Consider the following 19,533-nt stretch of genomic DNA (forward strand, 5'->3'; position numbering starts at 1 on the left):
CAATCCATAAGCACATTATAATGGTCAGTCGGATCCTTGCACTTGATGAATGCCTTCTATATATTGGAGTGTAGAAGAGAAAGTGGGTGGGTGACTTATGGTAACCATTGAAAAAGCACTGAATAATAATGTGGTGATCGGCAGAGATGAGTTCGAAGAGGTCGTGCTGATCGGCAGAGGTATCGGTTTTGGTAAAAAAGCGGGGGATGCGCTTGATATTGAGGATGCCGATAAGATCTATAAGCTGGAAGGTCAGCAGGATACAAGCCGCTATCAGACACTGCTGACGATGGCAGATGAAAAACTGTTTCAATCGACGCTTGAAGCGATTGAATTGATTGATGATATGACGACGATGACCATCAACAACCGCATACTGCTTTCCTTGACGGACCATCTGCTCTTCGCCATGAAGCGGCTAGAAGAAGGGATCGGCATCACCAACCCGTTCGTCAATGAAACGAAGGCGCTCTATCCGAAGGAATATCACATTGCCGAGGCCGTCGTCGACATGTTCGATAAAAAGTACGGCATCCGGCTGCCGGAAGCAGAAACGGGATTCATCGCCCTCCATGTCCACTCTTCCATCTATAACCGTTCACTCCGTGATATGAACCTTTTGTCCGAGGTCGTCCACCAGGCGATCGTCATCATTGAACAAGGTCTCGGTACCGAAATCGATCAGACGTCCATCCAGTACGATCGTTTTGTAAGGCATATCAGCTTTTGTGTGCAGCGTGTAATGAACGGGGAGAGTGTCCCCTCCCAAGATCATTTCGACTCATTGTTGAAAACTGAATACCCAACGTGCTATAATATAGCTGTAAAAATCGTGAAGATGATACAGAATAAATTGCAGCGGAAAGTCTATGATTCTGAAGTCGTTTATCTTACCATGCATATACAGCATTTCAATCATTATTCCAAATAGACGTGTTACCGTAAGGGCATGAGTCTACAAGGGATGGTTTATTCAACCATGCTTTGTAAACTCATGCCTTTTTTCTGCTGATTCTTCGCCTTACAAATACACACATTCAAAAAGGAGGACATTATGTTCAAAAAACTATTTGGACAGCTTCAGCGTATCGGTAAAGCCTTGATGCTGCCGGTCGCAATCCTACCGGCTGCCGGGTTGATGCTCGGGATCGGTGCTGCCATGCAGACTGACGCGATGGTCGATCTGCTGCCATTCTTGGAGGCGGGATGGATCGTTGCGCTATCCAACATGCTGCAGGCAGCAGGTGGCGTTGTTTTTGATAACCTGGCATTACTATTTGCGCTTGGTGTAGCAGTCGGACTTGCGAAAGGCGATGGCGTTGCCGCTGTCGCAGCTTTTGTCGGCTACATGATAATGAACGTGACGATGGGTCAGATTGCTCAGGTTACGCCTGAAATGGCTGCCGAAAATCCAGCCTACGCAGACGTGCTCGGCATCCCGACCATACAGACTGGGGTGTTCGGCGGTATCATCATCGGTGTGATTGCCGCATGGGCCTACAATAGATACTACAACATCAATCTGCCGGATTTCCTTGGCTTTTTTGCCGGCAAGCGTTTTGTGCCGATCGTCACCGCAGTATTCTCCTTCCTGATAGGTTTGTTGATGTTCATCGTCTGGCCACCTATCCAAGAAGGTATGAACTCGGTATCCCTTTGGTTGATGGAGGAAAACACTGCCATAGGCGTGTTTGCATTTGGTATGATCAAGCGGCTCCTCATCCCATTTGGACTGCACCACATATTCCACGCACCTTTCTGGTTTGAATTTGGTACGTACACGAACGTGGCCGGAGACATTGTGCGCGGTGACTTGAACATCTTCTTCGCCCAATTGCGTGATGGGGTGGAATTGACGGCCGGTAACTTCATGCAGGGTGAATTCCCGGTCATGATGTTCGGCCTCCCTGCTGCAGCTTTGGCGATGTACCATACAGCGCGTCCGGAACGTAAGAAATATGTTGCGGGTATCATGATTTCAGCAGCGCTTACAAGCTTCTTGACAGGAATTACAGAGCCACTGGAATTCTCTTTCCTTTTTGTAGCGCCATTGTTGTATGTCATCCACGCAGTATTGGATGGACTCAGCTTCCTTATCCTATTCATGCTTGATTTGCATCTGGGCTATACATTCTCAGGTGGCTTCATCGACTTCTTCCTGTTCGGTATCCTTCAGAACCGTACAGAATGGTGGTGGGTGATTGTTGTGGGACTGGTTTACGCTGTCATCTATTACACGGTGTTCAGAGTCCTGATTCAAGCGCTCAACTTCAAGACGCCGGGACGTGAAGACGATAGTGCGGAAGTCGCAACTTCCACAGCACAGGAATTGCCATTCAGTGTGCTGACGGCGATGGGTGGCGAAGAGAACATCAAGCATCTTGACGCCTGCATTACGCGACTGCGTGTAGAAGTATCCGACACGACCGCTGTAGATGAAAGTAAACTCAAATCACTCGGGGCCTCAGGTGTGATGAAGGTCGGCAATAACATGCAGGCAATCTTCGGGCCTAAATCAGATCAGATCAGGAACGACATGCAGCGCATCCTCGACGGAGAAATCACTTCTCCGGCCGAAACGACCGTCACAGATTCCACAGCAGAAGAAGTGGAGGCGGCAGCCGGCGAGGAAATGATGCAGGATAACGATAAAGATATCTATTCCCCACTGGAAGGTGAAGCGGTTGAACTATCTGAAGTTCCAGACCAAGTATTCAGTGAGAAGATGATGGGTGATGGTATCGCAGTCAAACCGACTGAGGGCATCGTCCGTGCACCATTCGATGGTGAAGTGGTGACGGATTTCCCAACCAAGCATGCGCTTGGACTTAAGAATGCAGGTGGACTTGAACTGCTTGTCCACTTTGGCCTGGATACTGTGAATCTTAAAGGTGAGGGCTTCGACCTCAAAGTGAAGACGGGAGATGAAATCAAAAAAGGCGATGTGCTTATGGAAGTGGATCTCGAGTACATTCGGGAACATGCAAAGAGCGACATCACTCCAATCATAATTACAGGGCCGGCAGGCGTTGAAATCGCAGCAAGAGAGCTTGGCCCAGTAACCAATGAAGATGTCATCATCAATGTCAAATAACGGCAGAAAGGAGACGGTTCAGACCGTCTCCTTTTTTATTGTTTAAAATTGTCAATCAGGGTACTATCATATACAATTGAAGTGAAAAAAATTTCAGAAAAAGGGGTGTCGAGTATGATTTCATTTCCAAAACCGGCAGTAGAACAATTCTTCTCCTCCTACAACATCAACAATTTTACGGTGAGCCCCGATGGAAAGAGGGTGCTGTTCAGCACGAACCTCGATGGTAAAGTAAACATCTGGGCCATGGATGAGCCGGATACATACCCTTACCTTTTTGGGAAAAAGGACGAGGCGGTCAGCTTCATCAAGTTCGATCCCAAGAACCGCTATGTGCTCACTGGATACGATAATGATGGAGATGAGAACTTTCAAATCTATGCGTTAAGTCCAAAGGGTGGTCTGCCCGAGCCACTGATCACCGGCAAACGGGATGAGAAGTTCTTCTTTTCCAAGACATCGAGGGACGGTGATAAGATATACTATGGCACTTCCAAAGGGAACGAGAATTACTTGAATACAGCTGTCTATGATCTGGAGAATGGAGAGAGCCGGCTTCTGCACGAAGGGGAGGACGCCCCCACCTATCTGGTGGATATATCAGCTGATGAGACCAACAGTGCCTACCTTCAGGTACTGTCCAATACGTATATGCTCGGCTTCATCAAAACATCTGCAGGAATCGATTACATTACACCTGACGAAGGCGTTGCCCATACCGTCAGTGGGATGACGTTTGTGAAAGATGATGAAGTGTGGTTTGCCACCAACTACGGCAGTGAATATACTTATCTGGCTAAATATAATTTGACGGATAAGGTATTTTCGAAAGTGATGGACTTCGGCAAGGAGTCCGTGGAAGGTCTGCAGTTCGACAGGCACCACAACATGCTCTACATCCACACAGAGCAAGGCGTTTCAGATCGGTTGTATTATTACGACTTGAACCATGATATGTCAGATGAAATCAAAGCGCCTTTTGATGTCATACGTCAACTCTCCGTCACAAAGGACGGTACACTATACGCACTTGGAGGCAGCGCCACGGAGCCTTTCAACATCTGGAAATATAATAAGGAAAAATGGAGTGCGCTGACAAAAAACCATGTGCCGGGGGTCACCTCCAGAGATATGGTGGAACCTGAAAGCATTTTTTACGAATCTTTCGACGGCCTCGAAATAGAAGCCCTGCTATTTCGGGCGAAGGAAGAAAACCGTAATGGCTACACGATATTCTGGCCGCATGGGGGGCCTCAGGCAGCAGAACGCAAATTTTATCGTGCGATGTTCCAGATGCTGCTGAACAGAGGGTATAACATATTCTGTCCCAACTTCAGGGGCAGTACCGGTTATGGTGCCACGTTTGTGACATACGTCGAACAGGACTGGGGAGAAGGCCCGCGGTTGGATAATATAGAAGCAATTAAATGGTTGTTTGATAATGGTATCTCTTCACCCGACACACTTTTCCTTGTCGGTGGCAGCTACGGGGGGTATATGGCACTTCTGCTTCATGGCAGGCATCCCGAGTACTTTAAGGCTGTAGTCGATATATTTGGGGTGTCGAACCTGTTTACTTTCTATAATTCAGTGCCGGATCATTGGAAACCAATCATGAAGCGTTGGATAGGAGATCCGGAAGAGGATAAGGAACGGTTCGAAAAAGATTCACCGATCACTTACCTCGATACGATGTCACGCCCTATGCTTGTCATCCAAGGGGCCAGGGACCCGCGCGTCGTCAAAGAGGAATCCGATCAGATTGTAGAAAAGTTACGTGATGCAGGAAGAGACGTCGAATACCTTGTCTTAGACGATGAAGGGCACGGCTTCTCCAAAAAAGCCAATGAGATAAAGGTGTATGAAACGATGTTGCGGTTTTTGGAGTCGCATCAGTGAGGTTTGTTCCTCGCTAATAGACAAGAGTATTTTTAACTCAACAATGGTCATGAACATTAATGAAAATGAAGAATACCCCGTAGAAAGGTCGTTGACCGCACTACGGGGTATTACTAATTAATGGATGAAGTTGTGGCTCGCTGCACTGCTTGCACTGACTGTTCTGGTTGTTTTGTTTCCAACGCCGCCGGACCAGTTCATTTCTGAAACCACGATTGAGCCATCAGCGTTCACCGCTTCTACAACAGCCACGTGGCCAAAGGAATACGAGCCGTTTTGGAAAGCAGCAGATTGCATGATTGCCCCTACGGACGGAGTGTTGTTGACCTGTAGGCCTTCGCTACGCGCAGCACTCGCCCAATTTTTTGCATCGCCCCATGAATTGCTGACAGATGCGCCCATTTCTTTACGTCTTTCGAAGACATACCATGTGCAGTCTCCAGTCATATAGTAGTTGCTGCCGTATGAACCGGACGCAACTGAAGGTGCTGGAGCCTGTGGAACCGGAGCTTGGACTTGAGTTGTTTCTTGTGAATTTACGTTCTGAGTCGCAACTTCATTATTGCTGGTATTTTCAACTACTGCAGGTGTTTCTTGAGATGATTGATTTACATTTTGGTTGTTTTCATTAGCAGATTGTTGAACATCTTCTGTTCTATTCTGATTTGAAGTTTGGGCAACATTAGATGATTCTTTCTCATTATTTTGATTTGCAGGCTGGGTTGCGGCTTGCTTCGGCTCAACCTGTTGGCTTGCATTATCTGAATGGGTTGTCTGGACAGACTGCTCTGCAGCTTCCGTGTTGTTCTGACTTTGTTCAACAACAGCTGGTGCTTCTTTTTCATTATTTTGGTTTGATGGCTGGGCTTCAGTTTTCTCTGCTTCGACTTGCTGGTTTACAGTGTCAGCCTGACCCTGTGTGTCCGCTGCATTACTTTGTGTTGTTGCCTCTGTTACAACAGGTGCTTTTTGTTCAGCTGGAACGGCGTCTGCAGAAACAATCAGCGTTTTGCCTGCGTAGATCATATCGGAAGACAAGTTGTTCCACTTCTTGATCTGTTTATAGTCGACATTGAATTTCTGGCCGATTTTGTAAAGCATGTCCCCACTTTTAATTGTATATATACCTTGATTGTCTTCTTTAACGTGCGTTTCTTCTTTCTTCTCATCCATTTCAAGAACTTCCCCAGGGACGATCAGGTCACTGGAAAGGTTGTTCATTTCTTTTAGGTTTGATACGGAAGTGCCGTTTTCGTTAGCGAGCCCCCACAGCGTATCGCCGCTCTCAACGGTGTAGTCGGCGGCCGAAACGTTATGTGATGCAACTCCTGTGAGTGTAGTTACTGTCGCAATTGATAGCAATGTTTTTTTCATGATAAGACAAACTCTCCTTGAAAATTTTTTCGTCCACGACTAAAACTGTTTCTTAATTGAGGTGTATTTATATGTATCATTGAAATATATCCAGGATGGAACGGTTAAAGATTCATGGCGATTCACAATTAGAAATTCTAACACGAATTGTAGCTTTATTGTTAAATGTCATATATATGTAACTGTAAAGAAAGACTTGAAATATACTGTAATATTCAACAACTGTCTAAAAAGTCTCTAAATATCCCGTTCCAAAAAAGTTGTTAATGCCCGTCTATTTGGGTATTGTCTAAAAAGGGGGATGAGCCATGGTACGAAACAAGGGGAGACATGATGGGACGGAGTATCCGCTACAGAGGAATGAGTACTGGTACGGTTTCTTGTTCGATATGTTTTTGGAATCACTGGTCCTCATCTTCCGTCTCATCGTAAAGGTATTCAGCATATTGTAGAGGGTGAAATTATGCATATCGCGATTGCGGTAAGTACAGGAATTTTATTTTTGTTGCTGATCGGCATCGGTTTTGACAATTGGCCGATCGGCGTTGGTGCCGGTTTGTTCTTTGCTGTGACGAACTATTTAGTATTCAGGCAACAGGAGAACAATAGATGAATCCAGAAGAAAAACGTCTGGATTCATTTTTTAGTCATTACATGTATAAAGCGCACATTTAGTTTGATTGCGTATAATATGATCTGAAGATTCTGGTGGCGAATAGTATAGGGTAGTGGCCCTACATCAAGAATATGCCATTTATGGCTGACGAAAGAAATAACCAGGCCTTTATGACCTGGCTTTTTAAAATTGACTTTAATACCCATAGGGGGTATAATTTAATTATAATGAATAGGATGTGATCACTATGGGTGAACATATGCATGACTACACCGTCGTTCCAAGGACGGATGAAGAGAAGGCGAAGACGCTCAACCGCCTCAAGCGGATTGAAGGGCAAGTGCGCGGTATCCAGAAGATGGTGGAGGAAGATCGGTACTGTGTCGACATATTGGTCCAGATCAGTGCCATCCAGTCAGCGCTTAAAAATGTGGGATATTCAGTGACGGAACGTCATATGAATCATTGCGTGACAGATGCAATCAATAAGGGAGAAGGAGAGGAATCAATAAAAGAATTGATGGCTGTCCTTAAACAATTTTCAAAATAGGGGGTGTCAGACGTTGAATGATGAGAGACATGTCGAATTGAACGTAACAGGCATGACTTGTGCCGCCTGTTCGAACCGCATAGAAAAGGTTCTGAATAAGATGGACAATGTTGAGGCCTCAGTCAACCTGACTACGGAAAAGGCAAGCATCAATTTTGATGGGGGACTTGTTGATGTTGGTGACCTCACCAGCAAGATTGAGAATCTCGGCTACGGGGTCGAGATGGAACATGCTGAATTCGATATAACGGGCATGACATGCGCCGCCTGCTCCAATCGGATTGAAAAAGTGCTCAATAAGCAGGAAGGGGTCAGCTCGGCGACAGTCAATCTGGCGACAGAAAATGCGGTTATCGAATATAATCCTAATGTGCTGAGCGAAAAAGATCTGATAGGCCGTGTCGAGAAACTCGGCTATGGTGCAGAGCCGAAGCGAAGTGCAGAAGACAAAGTGGATGCAAAGGATAGGCAGCTGAACCGGTTGAAGATCAAATTGATCATCTCTGCATTGCTTTCCGTTCCATTGCTCATAACGATGCTTGACCACCTGTTCGGCATCCAGCTGCCAAGTCTGCTGATGAACCCATGGTTCCAGCTGGCGATCGCGACACCGGTGCAATTCATCATAGGGTGGCAGTTCTATGAAGGAGCGTACAAGAATCTCAAGAGTGGAAGCGCAAATATGGATGTCCTTGTGGCAATGGGCACCAGCGCCGCCTATTTCTATAGTGTGTATGAGACAGGAGTCTGGGCAACGGATCCGACTCATAGTCCGCACCTTTATTTCGAAACAAGCGCTCTAATCATTACATTGATCCTTTTCGGTAAGTATCTTGAGCACAATGCCAAATCCAGGACGACGACTGCTATTTCCAAGCTGCTTGATATGCAGGCAAAGCAGGCACGTGTGATAAAAGAAGGTAAGGAAGCCATGATTCCGGTTGAGGATGTCGTGGTTGGAGATCGCATTATCGTCAAACCGGGTGAGAAGATACCGGTTGATGGGCAAGTTGTCAGAGGCCGGACTTCAGTTGATGAATCGATGATCACCGGTGAGTCCATTCCAATCGAGAAGGAAGTTGAGAATGGGGTTGTGGGCTCCACATTGAATGTGAACGGTACGATTGAATTTGAAGCGACACGAGTAGGTAAGGATACCGCTCTCGCTTCCATCGTCAAAGTAGTCGAGGAGGCACAGGGCAGGAAGGCACCGATCCAGAGGATGGCGGATGTCATTTCAGGATATTTTGTGCCCATAGTTGTTGGGATTGCTGTCCTGACGTTCCTTGTCTGGTATATTCTCGTCCAGCCAGGCAACTTTGAACCGGCATTGATCGCCTCGATAGCAGTGCTGGTCATCGCCTGTCCATGTGCTCTGGGGCTTGCGACACCAACTTCCATCATGGTCGGAACCGGCAAAGGGGCAGAGAATGGCATTCTCTTTAAAGGTGGGGAACACCTTGAAAAGACCCATTCATTGGACGTCATCATCATGGATAAGACCGGAACCATCACAAAAGGCAAGCCGGAAGTCACCGACTTTTCTGGTGATGATGAAGTGCTCGCTCTGCTTGCTGCAGCTGAAAAAGGCTCAGAGCATCCATTGGCTGAAGCAATAGTTGCACACGCAACAGAGCGGGGCATCGATATTCCAGAAATGGATGATTTCACTGCCATACCGGGCCATGGCATCGAGGCAACGGTAGAAGGCAGGAAAGTACTCGTCGGTACACGCAAGCTTATGACTGACAATGATATTGCCGACGACAACATCACAGAGGAAATGACCCAGTACGAATATGATGGCAAGACAGCAATGATTGTAGCGGTAGATGGTGAAATCAAAGGTATCGTAGCGGTTATGGATACTGTTAAAGAAAGTGCTGCAGAAGCAATAAGGCAGCTGCAGGAAGATGGCCTTGAAGTCGTCATGCTCACCGGGGATAATACCCGCACGGCAGAAGCAATAGGCAGATCGGTCGGAATCGACCAGGTCATTGCAGAAGTATTGCCAGAACAAAAGGCGGAGCAAGTCAAACGCTTCCAGGAAGCGGGCAGGACGGTAGCGATGGTCGGTGACGGCATCAATGACGCGCCGGCATTGGCTACAGCGGATATCGGAATCGCCATCGGTACAGGCACGGAAGTGGCGATAGAAGCGGCGGACATCACTATATTAGGTGGAGAATTGACACTCATCCCTAAAGCGGTGAGGTTGAGCCACAAAACAATCCGCAACATCAAGCAGAACCTCTTTTGGGCTTTTGCATATAATAGTGCAGGCATACCAATAGCAGCACTCGGCCTGCTTGCACCATGGGTGGCAGGTGCTGCCATGGCCTTCAGTTCTGTAAGTGTCGTGACGAATTCCTTGAGGTTGAAACGGGTAAAGATATAAAATGAAGATATGCGTAATATGGGAGGAGATTCATAATGGCTCAAAAAACAATAAAAGTTGAAGGTATGACATGTGGACACTGTAAAAGTGCGGTAGAAGGTGCCCTCAATGAACTTGACGGCATCACTTCAGCGAATGTGGATCTTGAAGCAGATAAAGTAGACGTTGAATATGATGACCAGAAAGTGACGGAGTCCTCAATGGTTGAAGCGATTGAAGATCAAGGATATGATGTGAAGTAATGGGATACCCTGTTCCGGCATTCGGAGCAGGCTTTTTTTGCCCAAAATGAATCGGGATATTAAACATTTCCACTTATGAGTGGTAAAATGGTGAAAATAAATTTAAAATAGGTAATTAAGACATTTCTAGGTTTTATATATATGAGGAGGAAAATGAATGATCGTTGCGATCATTATACTGCTGTTTACTTCACTGTTTTTCTCGGGCAGTGAAACGGCCTTGACGGCAGTCAACAAAATGAAACTTCAATCGATGGCGAAAAAGGGCGATGCGAAAGCGGAACGCCTGCTCAGATTGGTTTCAAAGCCGGGCGTATTCATCACCACGATACTCATCGGCAACAATATAGCGAATATCTTGCTGCCTACATTGGTAACTACATTGGCGCTTGAATACGGCATCAGTATAGCGATCGCTTCGGCAGCTTTAACCATTACGATCATCGTCTTTGCGGAGGTCATACCCAAATCGGTGGCGGCAACGTTCCCGGAGCCGATTGCCATGCGTGTGGCACCCATCATCATGTTCTTTGTACTGATATTGAAGCCTGTGACGGTAGTGTTGAATTGGTTGACGGATACCATTGCGCGACTGTTGTCGAAAGGTGAATTGAAGGGTGCAGCCACCGTCTCGAAAGATGAACTCCGTGCGATCGTGGATATCGCGGATTCGGAAGGTATGCTTGCCAAAGATGAATCCTACCGGATCAAGGGGGTACTTGATTTCAGGCATCTTAATGTCAAAGACGTCCTGACTACTCCGCGGACGGAGATGGAAGCCATTTCCGCAAATGCATCGTTTGAAGAGGTCAGGGATTTCGTCATTGAGAATATGTTCACCCGTTATCCGATCTATGGTGAAGATATGGATGATATAATCGGTGTCTTCCATTCCAAATATCTTCTTCAATGGTCGGTGGAACCTTCAAAGACCTTGTTGGATTACTGTGATAATGATCCCTTGACCATCCATGAATTCCAACCCGTTGAATATGTGCTCAGGAAAATGACCAAGGAAAGGCGGCATATGGCCGTCGTGATTGATGAGTTCGGCGGTACGGAAGGAATACTTACCCATGAAGATATCATAGAAGCGATGCTTGGTTTTGAAATAGAAGATGAAACGGATCTTCGCAACGATGCACTCGTCGAAAGCCTTTCGGATGAGGAAATTGTCTGCGACGGCAAGATTACCCTTCACCGCCTCAACTCCATTTTTGATACGGAGATACCGGAAGATGAAGATACCCTTTCAGGATTCCTGTTGAAAGAATTCAATGACTTTCCGGTCGAAGGTGACATCCTTGAGCAGATAGGATTGAAGTTTGAAGTGCTCGTCATGGAAGATCAGATGATCCGTAAAGTCCATATTGTCAAAACAGCGGAGAATGAAGAAGAATGATGGAGGGAAATGAGTATGAAGATTGCTACGATCGGAACGGGTTTCATCGTAGACCGTTTTCTTGATGCAGTCCGTCAAGTGGAGGGTGTGGAGGCTACAGCCGTCTATTCACGCCGGACGGAGACGGCCGAGGCATTTGGACAGAAGCATGACATCGGGAGCAGGTTCACGGATATGGATGCCATGCTCAAGGAAGAGGCGCATGATACTGTCTATATCGCATCGCCCAATAATCTACATCACGCATATGCCAAAAAAGCCATTGAAGCAGGCAAGCATGTCATATGTGAAAAACCATTCACATCGACAGCTGCAGAATTGAAGGAGCTGATTGACCTGGCCGGGCAGCAGGACGTCTTCCTGTTTGAAGCAGTGACAGGCATTCATCTGCCACACTTTAAAGCAGTTCAGGAGAATATGCGGCGGATAGGGGACATCAGAATCATCCAGGCCAACTATTCGCAGTACTCGAGCCGCTATGAACAGTTGAAGCATGGTCAGGTGACCAATGTCTTCAACTTGGATTTTTCCGGTGGCGCGCTTGCTGATCTTAATATATATAATCTCCATTTCGTCATCCGGTTGCTCGGCCGCCCGGACGAGGTAGCCTATCTGCCGAATAAGCATGATAGCGGAGCCGACACTTCGGGTGTCTGTGTACTCAAGTATGATGGTTGTGTTGCATCATGCATCGGCTCAAAGGACACGACAACGGATAATAGTGTGCTGTTGCAGGGGGACAAGGGCTATGTCCGGGTCAATGGCTCTGCAAACATCATGGATTCTGTGGACGTAATCACAGAAGAAGGTAAGGCGCATATTGATCTGGGGCAAAATGACAATAATATGGTGGCGGAACTTGAAAACTTCAGGGATATGCTCTCATCGAAAGATCGGGGAACTGCTGCTGAGCTGCTGGAGCATTCCATGAATGTGATGGAAGCATTCGAAGCGGCAAGAAGCAGTGCTGATATAAAATATCCTGCGGATGAAAAATAGGATGACGGGTGGGGGTATAGAGCCTCCCCCCCCCCTCAAATAAAGGACGGCCTGCAAATCTTGATTTCTGAGATTTGCAGGCCGTCCTTTATTTACGCACTTATCCAACTGTCATGTGATTACTACGGCAGCATATGGCCAGCTGCTTTGTAGATCTGATACCATTCTTCACGGGAGAGTGATACATCAGGTGCTTTCATGATCTGTGATAGCCTATCGGTATTCGTGGTGCCGATGATCGTCTGCATATTTGCCGGATGCCTCAGGATCCATGCAACTGCAATCGCATTTTTCGTCACACCATGTGCCTCTCCGACTTGTTCCATGACTTCATTCAGTGTTTTATACTTAGGGTCGTCCATAACGATGCCATCAAAATATCCGTAGTGGAATGGAGACCATGCCTGGATGGTCACATCATTCAGACGGGCATAGTCGAGCATGCCACCGTCGCGGTTGGCTGCACCTTCAAACGGCGTATTCGTCTGCATGTTGCTGTTGATCATGTGTGGTGCGGCCACACCGAATTGGATCTGGTTGGTAATCAGCTTCTGATCAACATATTTTTGAACGAAATCGAATTGGCGGGCGTTGAAGTTACTCAGACCAAAGTGTCTGACTTTGCCACTTTCCTGCAGACGATCGAAAGCCTCGGCAATCTCTTCGGGCTCCATGAGTGCATCGGGCCGATGGAGCATGAGAAGATCGAGATATTCGGTATCAAGCCGTTCCAGTATGCCATCGACGGAATCCAGTATATGGGATTTTGATAAATCGTAATATTCGCCTGATTTATCGCCTTCCGGAGTGGAATTGCGGATGGCGCACTTGCTCTGAATGAGAATATCTTCTCTTTTTATGCCAGATTTCAGAGCTTTGCCGAATTTGTGTTCGCATTCACCTCCACCATATATATCTGCATGGTCGAAGATATTGATGCCGGCCTCCATTGCTGTACTGATGTGACGATGCAAAGCGTCGTCTGTCATACCTGCAATACGCATGCAGCCAAGTACTATTCTTGATGCATCAAGATCTGAACCACCTAATTTTATTTTATCCAAATTAATCACCTCGCCACTATTTTATCACAATCTATTCGAAGTACCGTGAATCTTATTGACTTTGAAATTTGGTTTGAATATTCTAGAAGAAGGAGGAAGATTTTCATTTTCACTAAATATACATAATTTCAGGGGGTAGCATCAGATGAATTCTGTATTCAGACGTTTGTTTTTCCTATTCTCGCTTGTGGCATTGGCAGTCGTCGCAGCATGTGGCAGTGACGGGGCAGAAGACACAGCACAAAACGACGGGGAAGGTCAGGAAGGGGAAGTGGAGACACTCTCCATGGGCTTCATTCCTTCAAGCGATGCCGGAAATATCGCAACTACCGCAGAACCGTTGGAAGAATTCCTGAGTGAAGAGCTCGGAATCGAAGTGAAGGCCGAAGTGATGGTCGATTACAGTGGACTGATAGAAGCGATGCGTACACAGCAAGTTGATATCGGTTTCCTCGCACCATTCAGTTTTGTGCAGGCTGAAGAGCGGGCGGATGTAGAAGTCATATTGAAATCCATCCGGAATGGTTCCGAATCATATGCAGCACAATACGTGGTGAATGCGGATTCCGACATTGAAGACATCGACGACCTGGTGGCTACAGAAGATCTTGTATGGGCATTCCCAGATACATTGTCGACTTCAGGTTACCTGTTCCCGGCCATGCAGTTGAAGGATAAGGGTGTTGATGATCTGGAGAACCATTTTGATCAATTATCTGTAGGGGGACACGATAACGCGATCACTCAAGTTTATGATGGCCAAGCCGATTTCGCAACGACATTCGACGACGCCCGTACGACGGTGGAAGAAGATCTGCCTGACGTGATGGATAAGGTGAAAATCATCGGCCACACAGAGGATATCCCAAACGATACGATTTCTGTGCGCTCTGAATTACCGGACGAGATGAAGGAAAAAGTGACCGAGGCATTCCTCAGCATGAACGACAATGAAGAAGTCTTGGAAACGATGTACGAAATCTATGAATGGGACGGCGTTGCAAAAGCTAGCTCAGAAGACTATGATATCGTCCGTGAAGTCTATGCAGAATTCGAAGATCAGCTGAACGAATAATAAGCAAGGGGGCTAGGCCCCTTTTTTTGAGTGCAATCTATATAGGATGGTGACTCCATTGATAGAGTTCAAAGATGTTTCCCTGGTCTATCCCAACGGCCACAAAGGGCTTAAGAATATCAACCTGAATATCCAGGAAGGTGAATTCGTTGTAATCGTCGGCATGTCAGGAGCCGGCAAATCCACCCTCATCCGGAGCATCAACCGTATGGTCACCCCGACTTCGGGTGAATTGATCATCGGTGGGGAGAATATATTGAAGTTCAAGGAACCCCAGTTGAGGAAGCTGCGGACCAGGATTGGCATGATCTTCCAAAGCTACAACATCGTCAAAAGGATGAGTGTGCTGCGGAATGTCCTTGCGGGCAGACTGGGGCATATCGGAACAGTGAGAAGCATTTTCGGGCTTTTTCCACAAAGCGATATGCGTCTTGCGATGGATAACCTCAAGCGCGTCGGCATTGATGAGAAAGCCTATGTCAGAGCAAGCAATTTAAGTGGGGGGCAACAGCAGCGTGTAAGCATCGCCCGGGCTTTGACGCAGCAGCCGTCGATCATCCTGGCCGATGAGCCGGTGGCGAGCCTTGATCCACCGACTTCCCATAAGGTCATGAAGGATCTGCGGCGTGTAAGCCGGGAAGATGGATTGACCACTATCGTCAATCTGCACTTCATCGATATGGCGATGGAGTATGCTGACCGCATCATTGGTCTGCGCGATGGGGAACTGGTTTTTGATGGCCCCATTTCAGAAGTCGATGAGCAGACATTCGAAGAAATATACGGTCGTCCGATTAAAGAGGATGATCTGATCGGCAATGAGGAGGAGACGGATGAAACAGCAAAGGAATGAACGGATCGTTTTGATGCCAAGGCGGTTCAAATTCTTCATCCTGGGTATAACCCTGCTTGTTCTGATGCTGTATATGGGAGCGGCCTATTTGACGCAATCTTATCCGACACGGGTGATAGAAGGATTCCCGATCATCTTCCTGTTTGTGGTCAATGATTTATGGCCACCCAGCTGGGAATATTTTACAAGCGTGTTGGACCCATTGCTCGAAACATGGAACATCGCCTTGTTCGGCACGACTTTCGGAGCAGTGCTTGCGATGCCGGTCAGCTTTATGGCAGCCGCGAACATCAACCGCAATAATACATTCTACCGAGTCGTCCGCTTCTTCTTCAACATATTGAGGACAGTACCTGAGATTATATTGGCCGTCTTATTTGTGGCGCTGGTGGGGATTGGTGATGTTTCCGGTATCCTTGCATTGACCGTCCTGACCATCGGAATCATCGGCAAACTGCTCAGTGAAACGATTGAAGCAGTCGACCCGGGTCCAATGGAAGCGATACGTGCATCCGGCGGGAATACACTGCAGGTCATACGCTATGGCGTCATCCCACAGATTCTGCCGCAGTATGCGTCATACACACTGTATTCGCTTGAGATCAATGTCAAAGCATCTGTCGTTCTCGGTTTTGTCGGGGCTGGTGGCATCGGCATCATCCTGAGGCAGCAGCTCAGCATGTTCAACTACGAAAATGTTGCGGCAATCATCTTTGTCCTGTTCATTACAATATCCCTGATAGACTTTATCAGCAACAGGTTAAGGGAGCGTCTTGAATGATGAAAAATAAAGAAAAAATCAGAATGAAGGAAACTTTCGGCAAAAAAAAGCGCATGTATATGTATGCCGTCCTATTCCTGCTGCTGATCATCTATATCATAGCCCTTATATCGACGCCTTTTGACGTCAACAGTTCCTCCGTATCTACGTTGGATACCTTGAGGCGGCTATTCATTGCACCCCTTGTGGAGCCGGAACGTTATGGACAGTATCCAGAATATATCGGGTATATGTTCGAAACCATAGCCATCGCCTATGCGGGCATCATGGTGGCAGCCATACTCGCTGTACCTGTCGGTTTCCTTGCCGCCCGCAATGTCGGCGGACGTTTCTCCTATATAGGGAAAGCGCTGCTGAACGCGATACGCGCCATACCTGAATTGATTTTTGCGATTATCTTTGTGGCAGCTGTAGGCATCGGGCCTTATGCGGGGGTACTTGCAATCAGCATCAATTCCATCGGCATGCTCGGCAAACTGTATGCAGAGGTCATCGAATCGATCGATAGGGAGAACGTGGAGGCGATAAAGGCAAGCGGGGGTAACCGTGTCCAGTCCATGTGGTTCGGCATATTGCCTCAAGTACTGCCAGAGTTCGTATCGTACGCGCTCTACAGGTTCGAAATTGACGTGCGGGCCTCGACGGTTCTTGGAATCGTGGGTGCAGGCGGTATCGGGGCACCACTCATCCTGGCGACTTATCAGCGCAATTGGGAAGATGTCGGCATGATTCTAGTAGTGGTAGTGGTATTTGTAAGTCTGATCGACATCGTTTCCAGTTCGATAAGGAAACGTCTGGTATAAGAAGCTTCTCCTTAATCGGAGAGGCTTCTTATTTTTTCTATCGGATCCAGGTTAGTATTTCAAGGGATGCCGATATGGCTTATAATTAAAATAAAATCGAGGTAATCAATATGAAACTTTCACAAGTTATAATTGGCTTCTCCATTGCATTGGCCCGCTTCCTATATAAAGAAGATAAAAAAATCGTGACGACGCACTATATACATGAGTCCGAGAGGGTGCCAGAAGCATTCGACGGCTATAAGATCGTCCAAGTATCAGACTTCCATAATGCGTATTTCGGCAGGCGCTCCAAGACGCTCCTTGATCAGGTGAGAGCGGCGGATGCAGACGTCATATTCGTGACTGGAGATGTGATTGACAGACGGACGCCGAACCTTAAGCGCGCCGTCCATCTGTTGCATGAGCTGACCCATATCCTGCCCGTCTACTACGTTACGGGTAACCATGAGGCGCATTATGTGCATTTTGACAGGTTGGAACAGGCCATTGAAATGTCACAGGTAAGGAACATCAGCAAAGGAAGCGAGAGGCTCTATATCGGTGATGATTACATCCGGCTGATCGGCATGGAAGATCTCTGGTTCTACGGAAATGAGGAAGAGCACGCGCTTTCTGATTTCTTTGAAGCAGACTTGAGACAGAGGCTCAATAATGAATCGGATGCCTTCACCATCGTGCTATCGCATCGCCCTGAGCTGCTTGATTTATATGGCAGATATGAGATTGACCTGGTATTTACCGGCCATGCACATGGGGGCCAGATCCGTCTTCCGGTAGTCAAGGGATTATACGCCCCCCATCAAGGAGTCCTGCCGAAATATACGGAAGGTGTGCATGAGAAGGATGGGACGCATATGGTCGTCAGCCGCGGTCTCGGCAACAGCCGTTTCCCGTTCCGGGTCTTCAACCACCCAGAAATCGTAGTGATGGAACTCAAGAGGAAACAGGGGGGCATGGACAGGTAATCTGCTGGTTTGTGTCATCGTCGCACCCGCACGTGTTGCCGAAACGATAAAAGGGCGCCCGGTGCAGCATTCTGCACCGGGTGCCCTTTTATGTGTAACATCAGTCGTAGAAGATCATATCGACGGCATCTTCCGCTGTAACAACTTCCGTCTTTTGTAGGTATTGTTCCATTTTACCGAAATCGACCGCTGCCCCTATACCAGGTTCCTGACTGACTGTGACGATGCCGTCCTCGGCTGAAACTTCTGGCGTGATGATGTCTTCGTGCCAATATCTGCTGGAGGAAGCGGTATCGCCTGGTAAGGTGAAGTTCGACAATGTTGTGATGGCGATGTTGTGAAGACGTCCGACACCTGCTTCAAGCATGCCGCCACACCACAGTGGAATGTCATGCTCCAGGGCGAGGTCATGAATCTTTTTGGACTGTGTAATCCCACCGACACGTCCGACTTTGACGTTGATGATTCGGCAGCTGCCAAGCTCTATGGCACCAGCGGCAGCCTCGTAGGAGTCGATGCTTTCATCGAGGCAGACAGGTGTGCTGATTTCCTTCTGCAGCTTGGCATGATCGATGAGGTCGCCAGCAGCGAGAGGCTGTTCGATCATCATGAGGTCGAATGCATCCAATGCTTTCAAAGTCTCCATATCATCGAGGGTGTAAGCGGAGTTGGCATCCACCATAAGTGGAATGTCACCAAAGCGCTCCCTTATCTTCCGAATCATCTCGACATCGCGGCCTGGTTTTATCTTAACCTTGATGCGTTTATAGCCTTCCTCGACTTTTTCCTTTATTCTTTCGAGAAGTCCTTCATCCGTGTCTTCCAGACCGAGGGAAATGCCGACTTCCACTTCGTTCTTTCTGCCGCCGATGGCTTCAGATAAGGTTATGCCTTCCTGCTTTGCGTAAAGGTCCCACACAGCGCCCTCAATCGCCGATTTGGCCATATTATTCCGCTTGAATGGTTTGAACAGCTCCCAGACTTCATCAGGATGTGCAATTTCATTTTGGATGACGAGCGGTGCAAAGTATTTTTTCATCGCAATGAGTGAAGCGTCCATGAACTCTTCCGAGTAGAGTGGGTCTTCTCCCGATACACATTCACCGAATCCTGAACGTCCTGCGTCATCAATCGCTTCAACAATCGTGATGAAACGCTCCTGTTGCGTGCCGAAGCTTGTCGTGAAGGGGTGTTTCAATCCCATCAGCAGCTGATGCAACTTGATTTCTTTAATCTTCATTAAATTATTCCTCCTATAGATTGAGTTCCTTCCATCGCACTAAGTGTAATTATATAGATAATGCGGGGGACACGCCATTTTTATGCTAAAAGCTATGTAGTCCACTATGCAACTGTAGAGTGATGGATATTTGAATTTTCCAGCAATTAATAATATATTATAGGGAAGATCGCAT

18 protein-coding genes are annotated in these 19,533 nt (G+C 47.2%); 15 read left to right on the top strand and 3 right to left on the bottom strand.

The features are described 5' to 3' along the window. Positions 1-97 precede the first annotated feature (97 nt). The 3 genes from glcT (at position 98) to ACFFLE_RS06550 (ending at position 4,993) form a co-directional block, all read left to right on the top strand. Positions 98-931 (top strand): glucose PTS transporter transcription antiterminator GlcT, encoded by an 834-nt coding sequence (gene glcT, locus ACFFLE_RS06540; RefSeq protein ID WP_380570334.1) that lies wholly within the window; start codon positions 98-100, stop codon positions 929-931. A 123-nt stretch (positions 932-1,054) separates the two neighbouring features. After that, positions 1,055-3,094 carry a glucose-specific PTS transporter subunit IIBC gene (ptsG, locus tag ACFFLE_RS06545; protein ID WP_380570335.1) on the top strand — a complete coding sequence of 680 codons (2,040 nt, stop codon included), beginning with the start codon at positions 1,055-1,057 and terminating at the stop codon, positions 3,092-3,094. A 114-nt stretch (positions 3,095-3,208) separates the two neighbouring features. Then, entirely contained in the window at positions 3,209-4,993 is a 1,785-nt protein-coding gene (locus tag ACFFLE_RS06550) for a S9 family peptidase (RefSeq protein ID WP_380570336.1), read from the top strand. Between the two features lie 117 nt (positions 4,994-5,110). On the opposite strand, the gene ACFFLE_RS06555 is transcribed toward ACFFLE_RS06550, so the two are convergent. After that, a complete protein-coding gene (locus ACFFLE_RS06555; protein WP_380570338.1) occupies positions 5,111-6,355 on the bottom strand; it encodes a LysM peptidoglycan-binding domain-containing protein in 1,245 nt (414 codons plus the stop codon). Between the two features lie 320 nt (positions 6,356-6,675). Here ACFFLE_RS06555 and ACFFLE_RS06560 point away from each other — a divergent pair, with 320 nt between their 5' ends. The 7 genes from ACFFLE_RS06560 (at position 6,676) to ACFFLE_RS06590 (ending at position 12,574) form a co-directional block, all read left to right on the top strand. Beyond that, positions 6,676-6,819, top strand: a complete 144-nt coding sequence (locus ACFFLE_RS06560; RefSeq protein ID WP_380570339.1) for a hypothetical protein — start codon at positions 6,676-6,678, stop codon at positions 6,817-6,819. 11 nt (positions 6,820-6,830) lie between these two features. Next, positions 6,831-6,980, top strand: a complete 150-nt coding sequence (locus ACFFLE_RS06565) for a hypothetical protein (RefSeq protein WP_380570340.1) — start codon at positions 6,831-6,833, stop codon at positions 6,978-6,980. 250 nt (positions 6,981-7,230) lie between these two features. Next, positions 7,231-7,533 carry a metal-sensing transcriptional repressor gene (locus ACFFLE_RS06570; protein ID WP_380570341.1) on the top strand — a complete coding sequence of 101 codons (303 nt, stop codon included), beginning with the start codon at positions 7,231-7,233 and terminating at the stop codon, positions 7,531-7,533. A 13-nt stretch (positions 7,534-7,546) separates the two neighbouring features. Continuing rightward, the gene (locus ACFFLE_RS06575; protein ID WP_380570343.1) at positions 7,547-9,931 is read left to right on the top strand and encodes a heavy metal translocating P-type ATPase; all 2,385 of its coding nucleotides are present in this window, start codon (positions 7,547-7,549) and stop codon (positions 9,929-9,931) included. A gap of 35 nt (positions 9,932-9,966) precedes the next feature. Beyond that, positions 9,967-10,173, top strand: a complete 207-nt coding sequence (gene copZ / locus ACFFLE_RS06580; protein WP_380570344.1) for a copper chaperone CopZ — start codon at positions 9,967-9,969, stop codon at positions 10,171-10,173. Positions 10,174-10,330: 157 nt separating this feature from the next. Next, a complete protein-coding gene (locus ACFFLE_RS06585) occupies positions 10,331-11,575 on the top strand; it encodes a hemolysin family protein (RefSeq protein WP_380570345.1) in 1,245 nt (414 codons plus the stop codon). A gap of 15 nt (positions 11,576-11,590) precedes the next feature. Next, entirely contained in the window at positions 11,591-12,574 is a 984-nt protein-coding gene (locus tag ACFFLE_RS06590; protein ID WP_380570346.1) for a Gfo/Idh/MocA family protein, read from the top strand. Positions 12,575-12,696: 122 nt separating this feature from the next. Here ACFFLE_RS06590 and ACFFLE_RS06595 read toward each other — a convergent pair whose 3' ends face one another. Continuing rightward, entirely contained in the window at positions 12,697-13,638 is a 942-nt protein-coding gene (locus tag ACFFLE_RS06595) for an aldo/keto reductase (protein WP_380570348.1), read from the bottom strand. 145 nt (positions 13,639-13,783) lie between these two features. On the opposite strand from ACFFLE_RS06595, the gene ACFFLE_RS06600 reads away from it, so the two are divergent. The 5 genes from ACFFLE_RS06600 (at position 13,784) to ACFFLE_RS06620 (ending at position 18,118) form a co-directional block, all read left to right on the top strand. Beyond that, positions 13,784-14,713: a phosphate/phosphite/phosphonate ABC transporter substrate-binding protein gene (locus ACFFLE_RS06600; protein ID WP_380570349.1), complete on the top strand. Its 930-nt coding sequence runs from the start codon at positions 13,784-13,786 to the stop codon at positions 14,711-14,713. Positions 14,714-14,771: 58 nt separating this feature from the next. Continuing rightward, a complete protein-coding gene (gene phnC, locus ACFFLE_RS06605) occupies positions 14,772-15,566 on the top strand; it encodes a phosphonate ABC transporter ATP-binding protein (RefSeq protein WP_380570350.1) in 795 nt (264 codons plus the stop codon). Next, complete coding sequence (gene phnE / locus ACFFLE_RS06610; protein WP_380570351.1) at positions 15,547-16,347, top strand: phosphonate ABC transporter, permease protein PhnE; 801 nt, start codon at positions 15,547-15,549, stop codon at positions 16,345-16,347. Before phnC ends, phnE (ACFFLE_RS06610) begins: the two co-directional genes overlap by 20 nt. After that, positions 16,344-17,150, top strand: a complete 807-nt coding sequence (gene phnE, locus ACFFLE_RS06615) for a phosphonate ABC transporter, permease protein PhnE (RefSeq protein ID WP_380570353.1) — start codon at positions 16,344-16,346, stop codon at positions 17,148-17,150. The genes phnE (ACFFLE_RS06610) and phnE (ACFFLE_RS06615) overlap by 4 nt, the downstream gene beginning before the upstream one ends. Positions 17,151-17,260: 110 nt before the next feature. Then, complete coding sequence (locus tag ACFFLE_RS06620) at positions 17,261-18,118, top strand: metallophosphoesterase (RefSeq protein ID WP_380570354.1); 858 nt, start codon at positions 17,261-17,263, stop codon at positions 18,116-18,118. 100 nt (positions 18,119-18,218) lie between these two features. On the opposite strand, the gene menC is transcribed toward ACFFLE_RS06620, so the two are convergent. Next, positions 18,219-19,358 carry an o-succinylbenzoate synthase gene (gene menC, locus ACFFLE_RS06625; protein WP_380570356.1) on the bottom strand — a complete coding sequence of 380 codons (1,140 nt, stop codon included), beginning with the start codon at positions 19,356-19,358 and terminating at the stop codon, positions 18,219-18,221. Positions 19,359-19,533: the final 175 nt, after the last annotated feature.

The organism is Salinicoccus siamensis (assembly GCF_042429615.1).
Taxonomy (GTDB): domain Bacteria; phylum Bacillota; class Bacilli; order Staphylococcales; family Salinicoccaceae; genus Salinicoccus; species Salinicoccus siamensis.

Bases quoted from the DNA above. Each gene is read 5' to 3' on its own strand.
- glcT (WP_380570334.1), top strand. From the start codon at position 98: ATGGTAACCATTGAAAAAGCACTGAATAATAATGTGGTGATCGGCAGA.
- ptsG (WP_380570335.1), top strand. From the start codon at position 1,055: ATGTTCAAAAAACTATTTGGACAGCTTCAGCGTATCGGTAAAGCCTTG.
- ACFFLE_RS06550 (WP_380570336.1), top strand. From the start codon at position 3,209: ATGATTTCATTTCCAAAACCGGCAGTAGAACAATTCTTCTCCTCCTAC.
- ACFFLE_RS06560 (WP_380570339.1), top strand. From the start codon at position 6,676: ATGGTACGAAACAAGGGGAGACATGATGGGACGGAGTATCCGCTACAG.
- ACFFLE_RS06565 (WP_380570340.1), top strand. From the start codon at position 6,831: ATGCATATCGCGATTGCGGTAAGTACAGGAATTTTATTTTTGTTGCTG.
- ACFFLE_RS06570 (WP_380570341.1), top strand. From the start codon at position 7,231: ATGGGTGAACATATGCATGACTACACCGTCGTTCCAAGGACGGATGAA.
- copZ (WP_380570344.1), top strand. From the start codon at position 9,967: ATGGCTCAAAAAACAATAAAAGTTGAAGGTATGACATGTGGACACTGT.
- ACFFLE_RS06585 (WP_380570345.1), top strand. From the start codon at position 10,331: ATGATCGTTGCGATCATTATACTGCTGTTTACTTCACTGTTTTTCTCG.
- ACFFLE_RS06590 (WP_380570346.1), top strand. From the start codon at position 11,591: ATGAAGATTGCTACGATCGGAACGGGTTTCATCGTAGACCGTTTTCTT.
- ACFFLE_RS06600 (WP_380570349.1), top strand. From the start codon at position 13,784: ATGAATTCTGTATTCAGACGTTTGTTTTTCCTATTCTCGCTTGTGGCA.
- phnE (WP_380570351.1), top strand. From the start codon at position 15,547: ATGAAACAGCAAAGGAATGAACGGATCGTTTTGATGCCAAGGCGGTTC.
- phnE (WP_380570353.1), top strand. From the start codon at position 16,344: ATGATGAAAAATAAAGAAAAAATCAGAATGAAGGAAACTTTCGGCAAA.
- ACFFLE_RS06620 (WP_380570354.1), top strand. From the start codon at position 17,261: ATGAAACTTTCACAAGTTATAATTGGCTTCTCCATTGCATTGGCCCGC.
- menC (WP_380570356.1), bottom strand. From the start codon at position 19,358: ATGAAGATTAAAGAAATCAAGTTGCATCAGCTGCTGATGGGATTGAAA.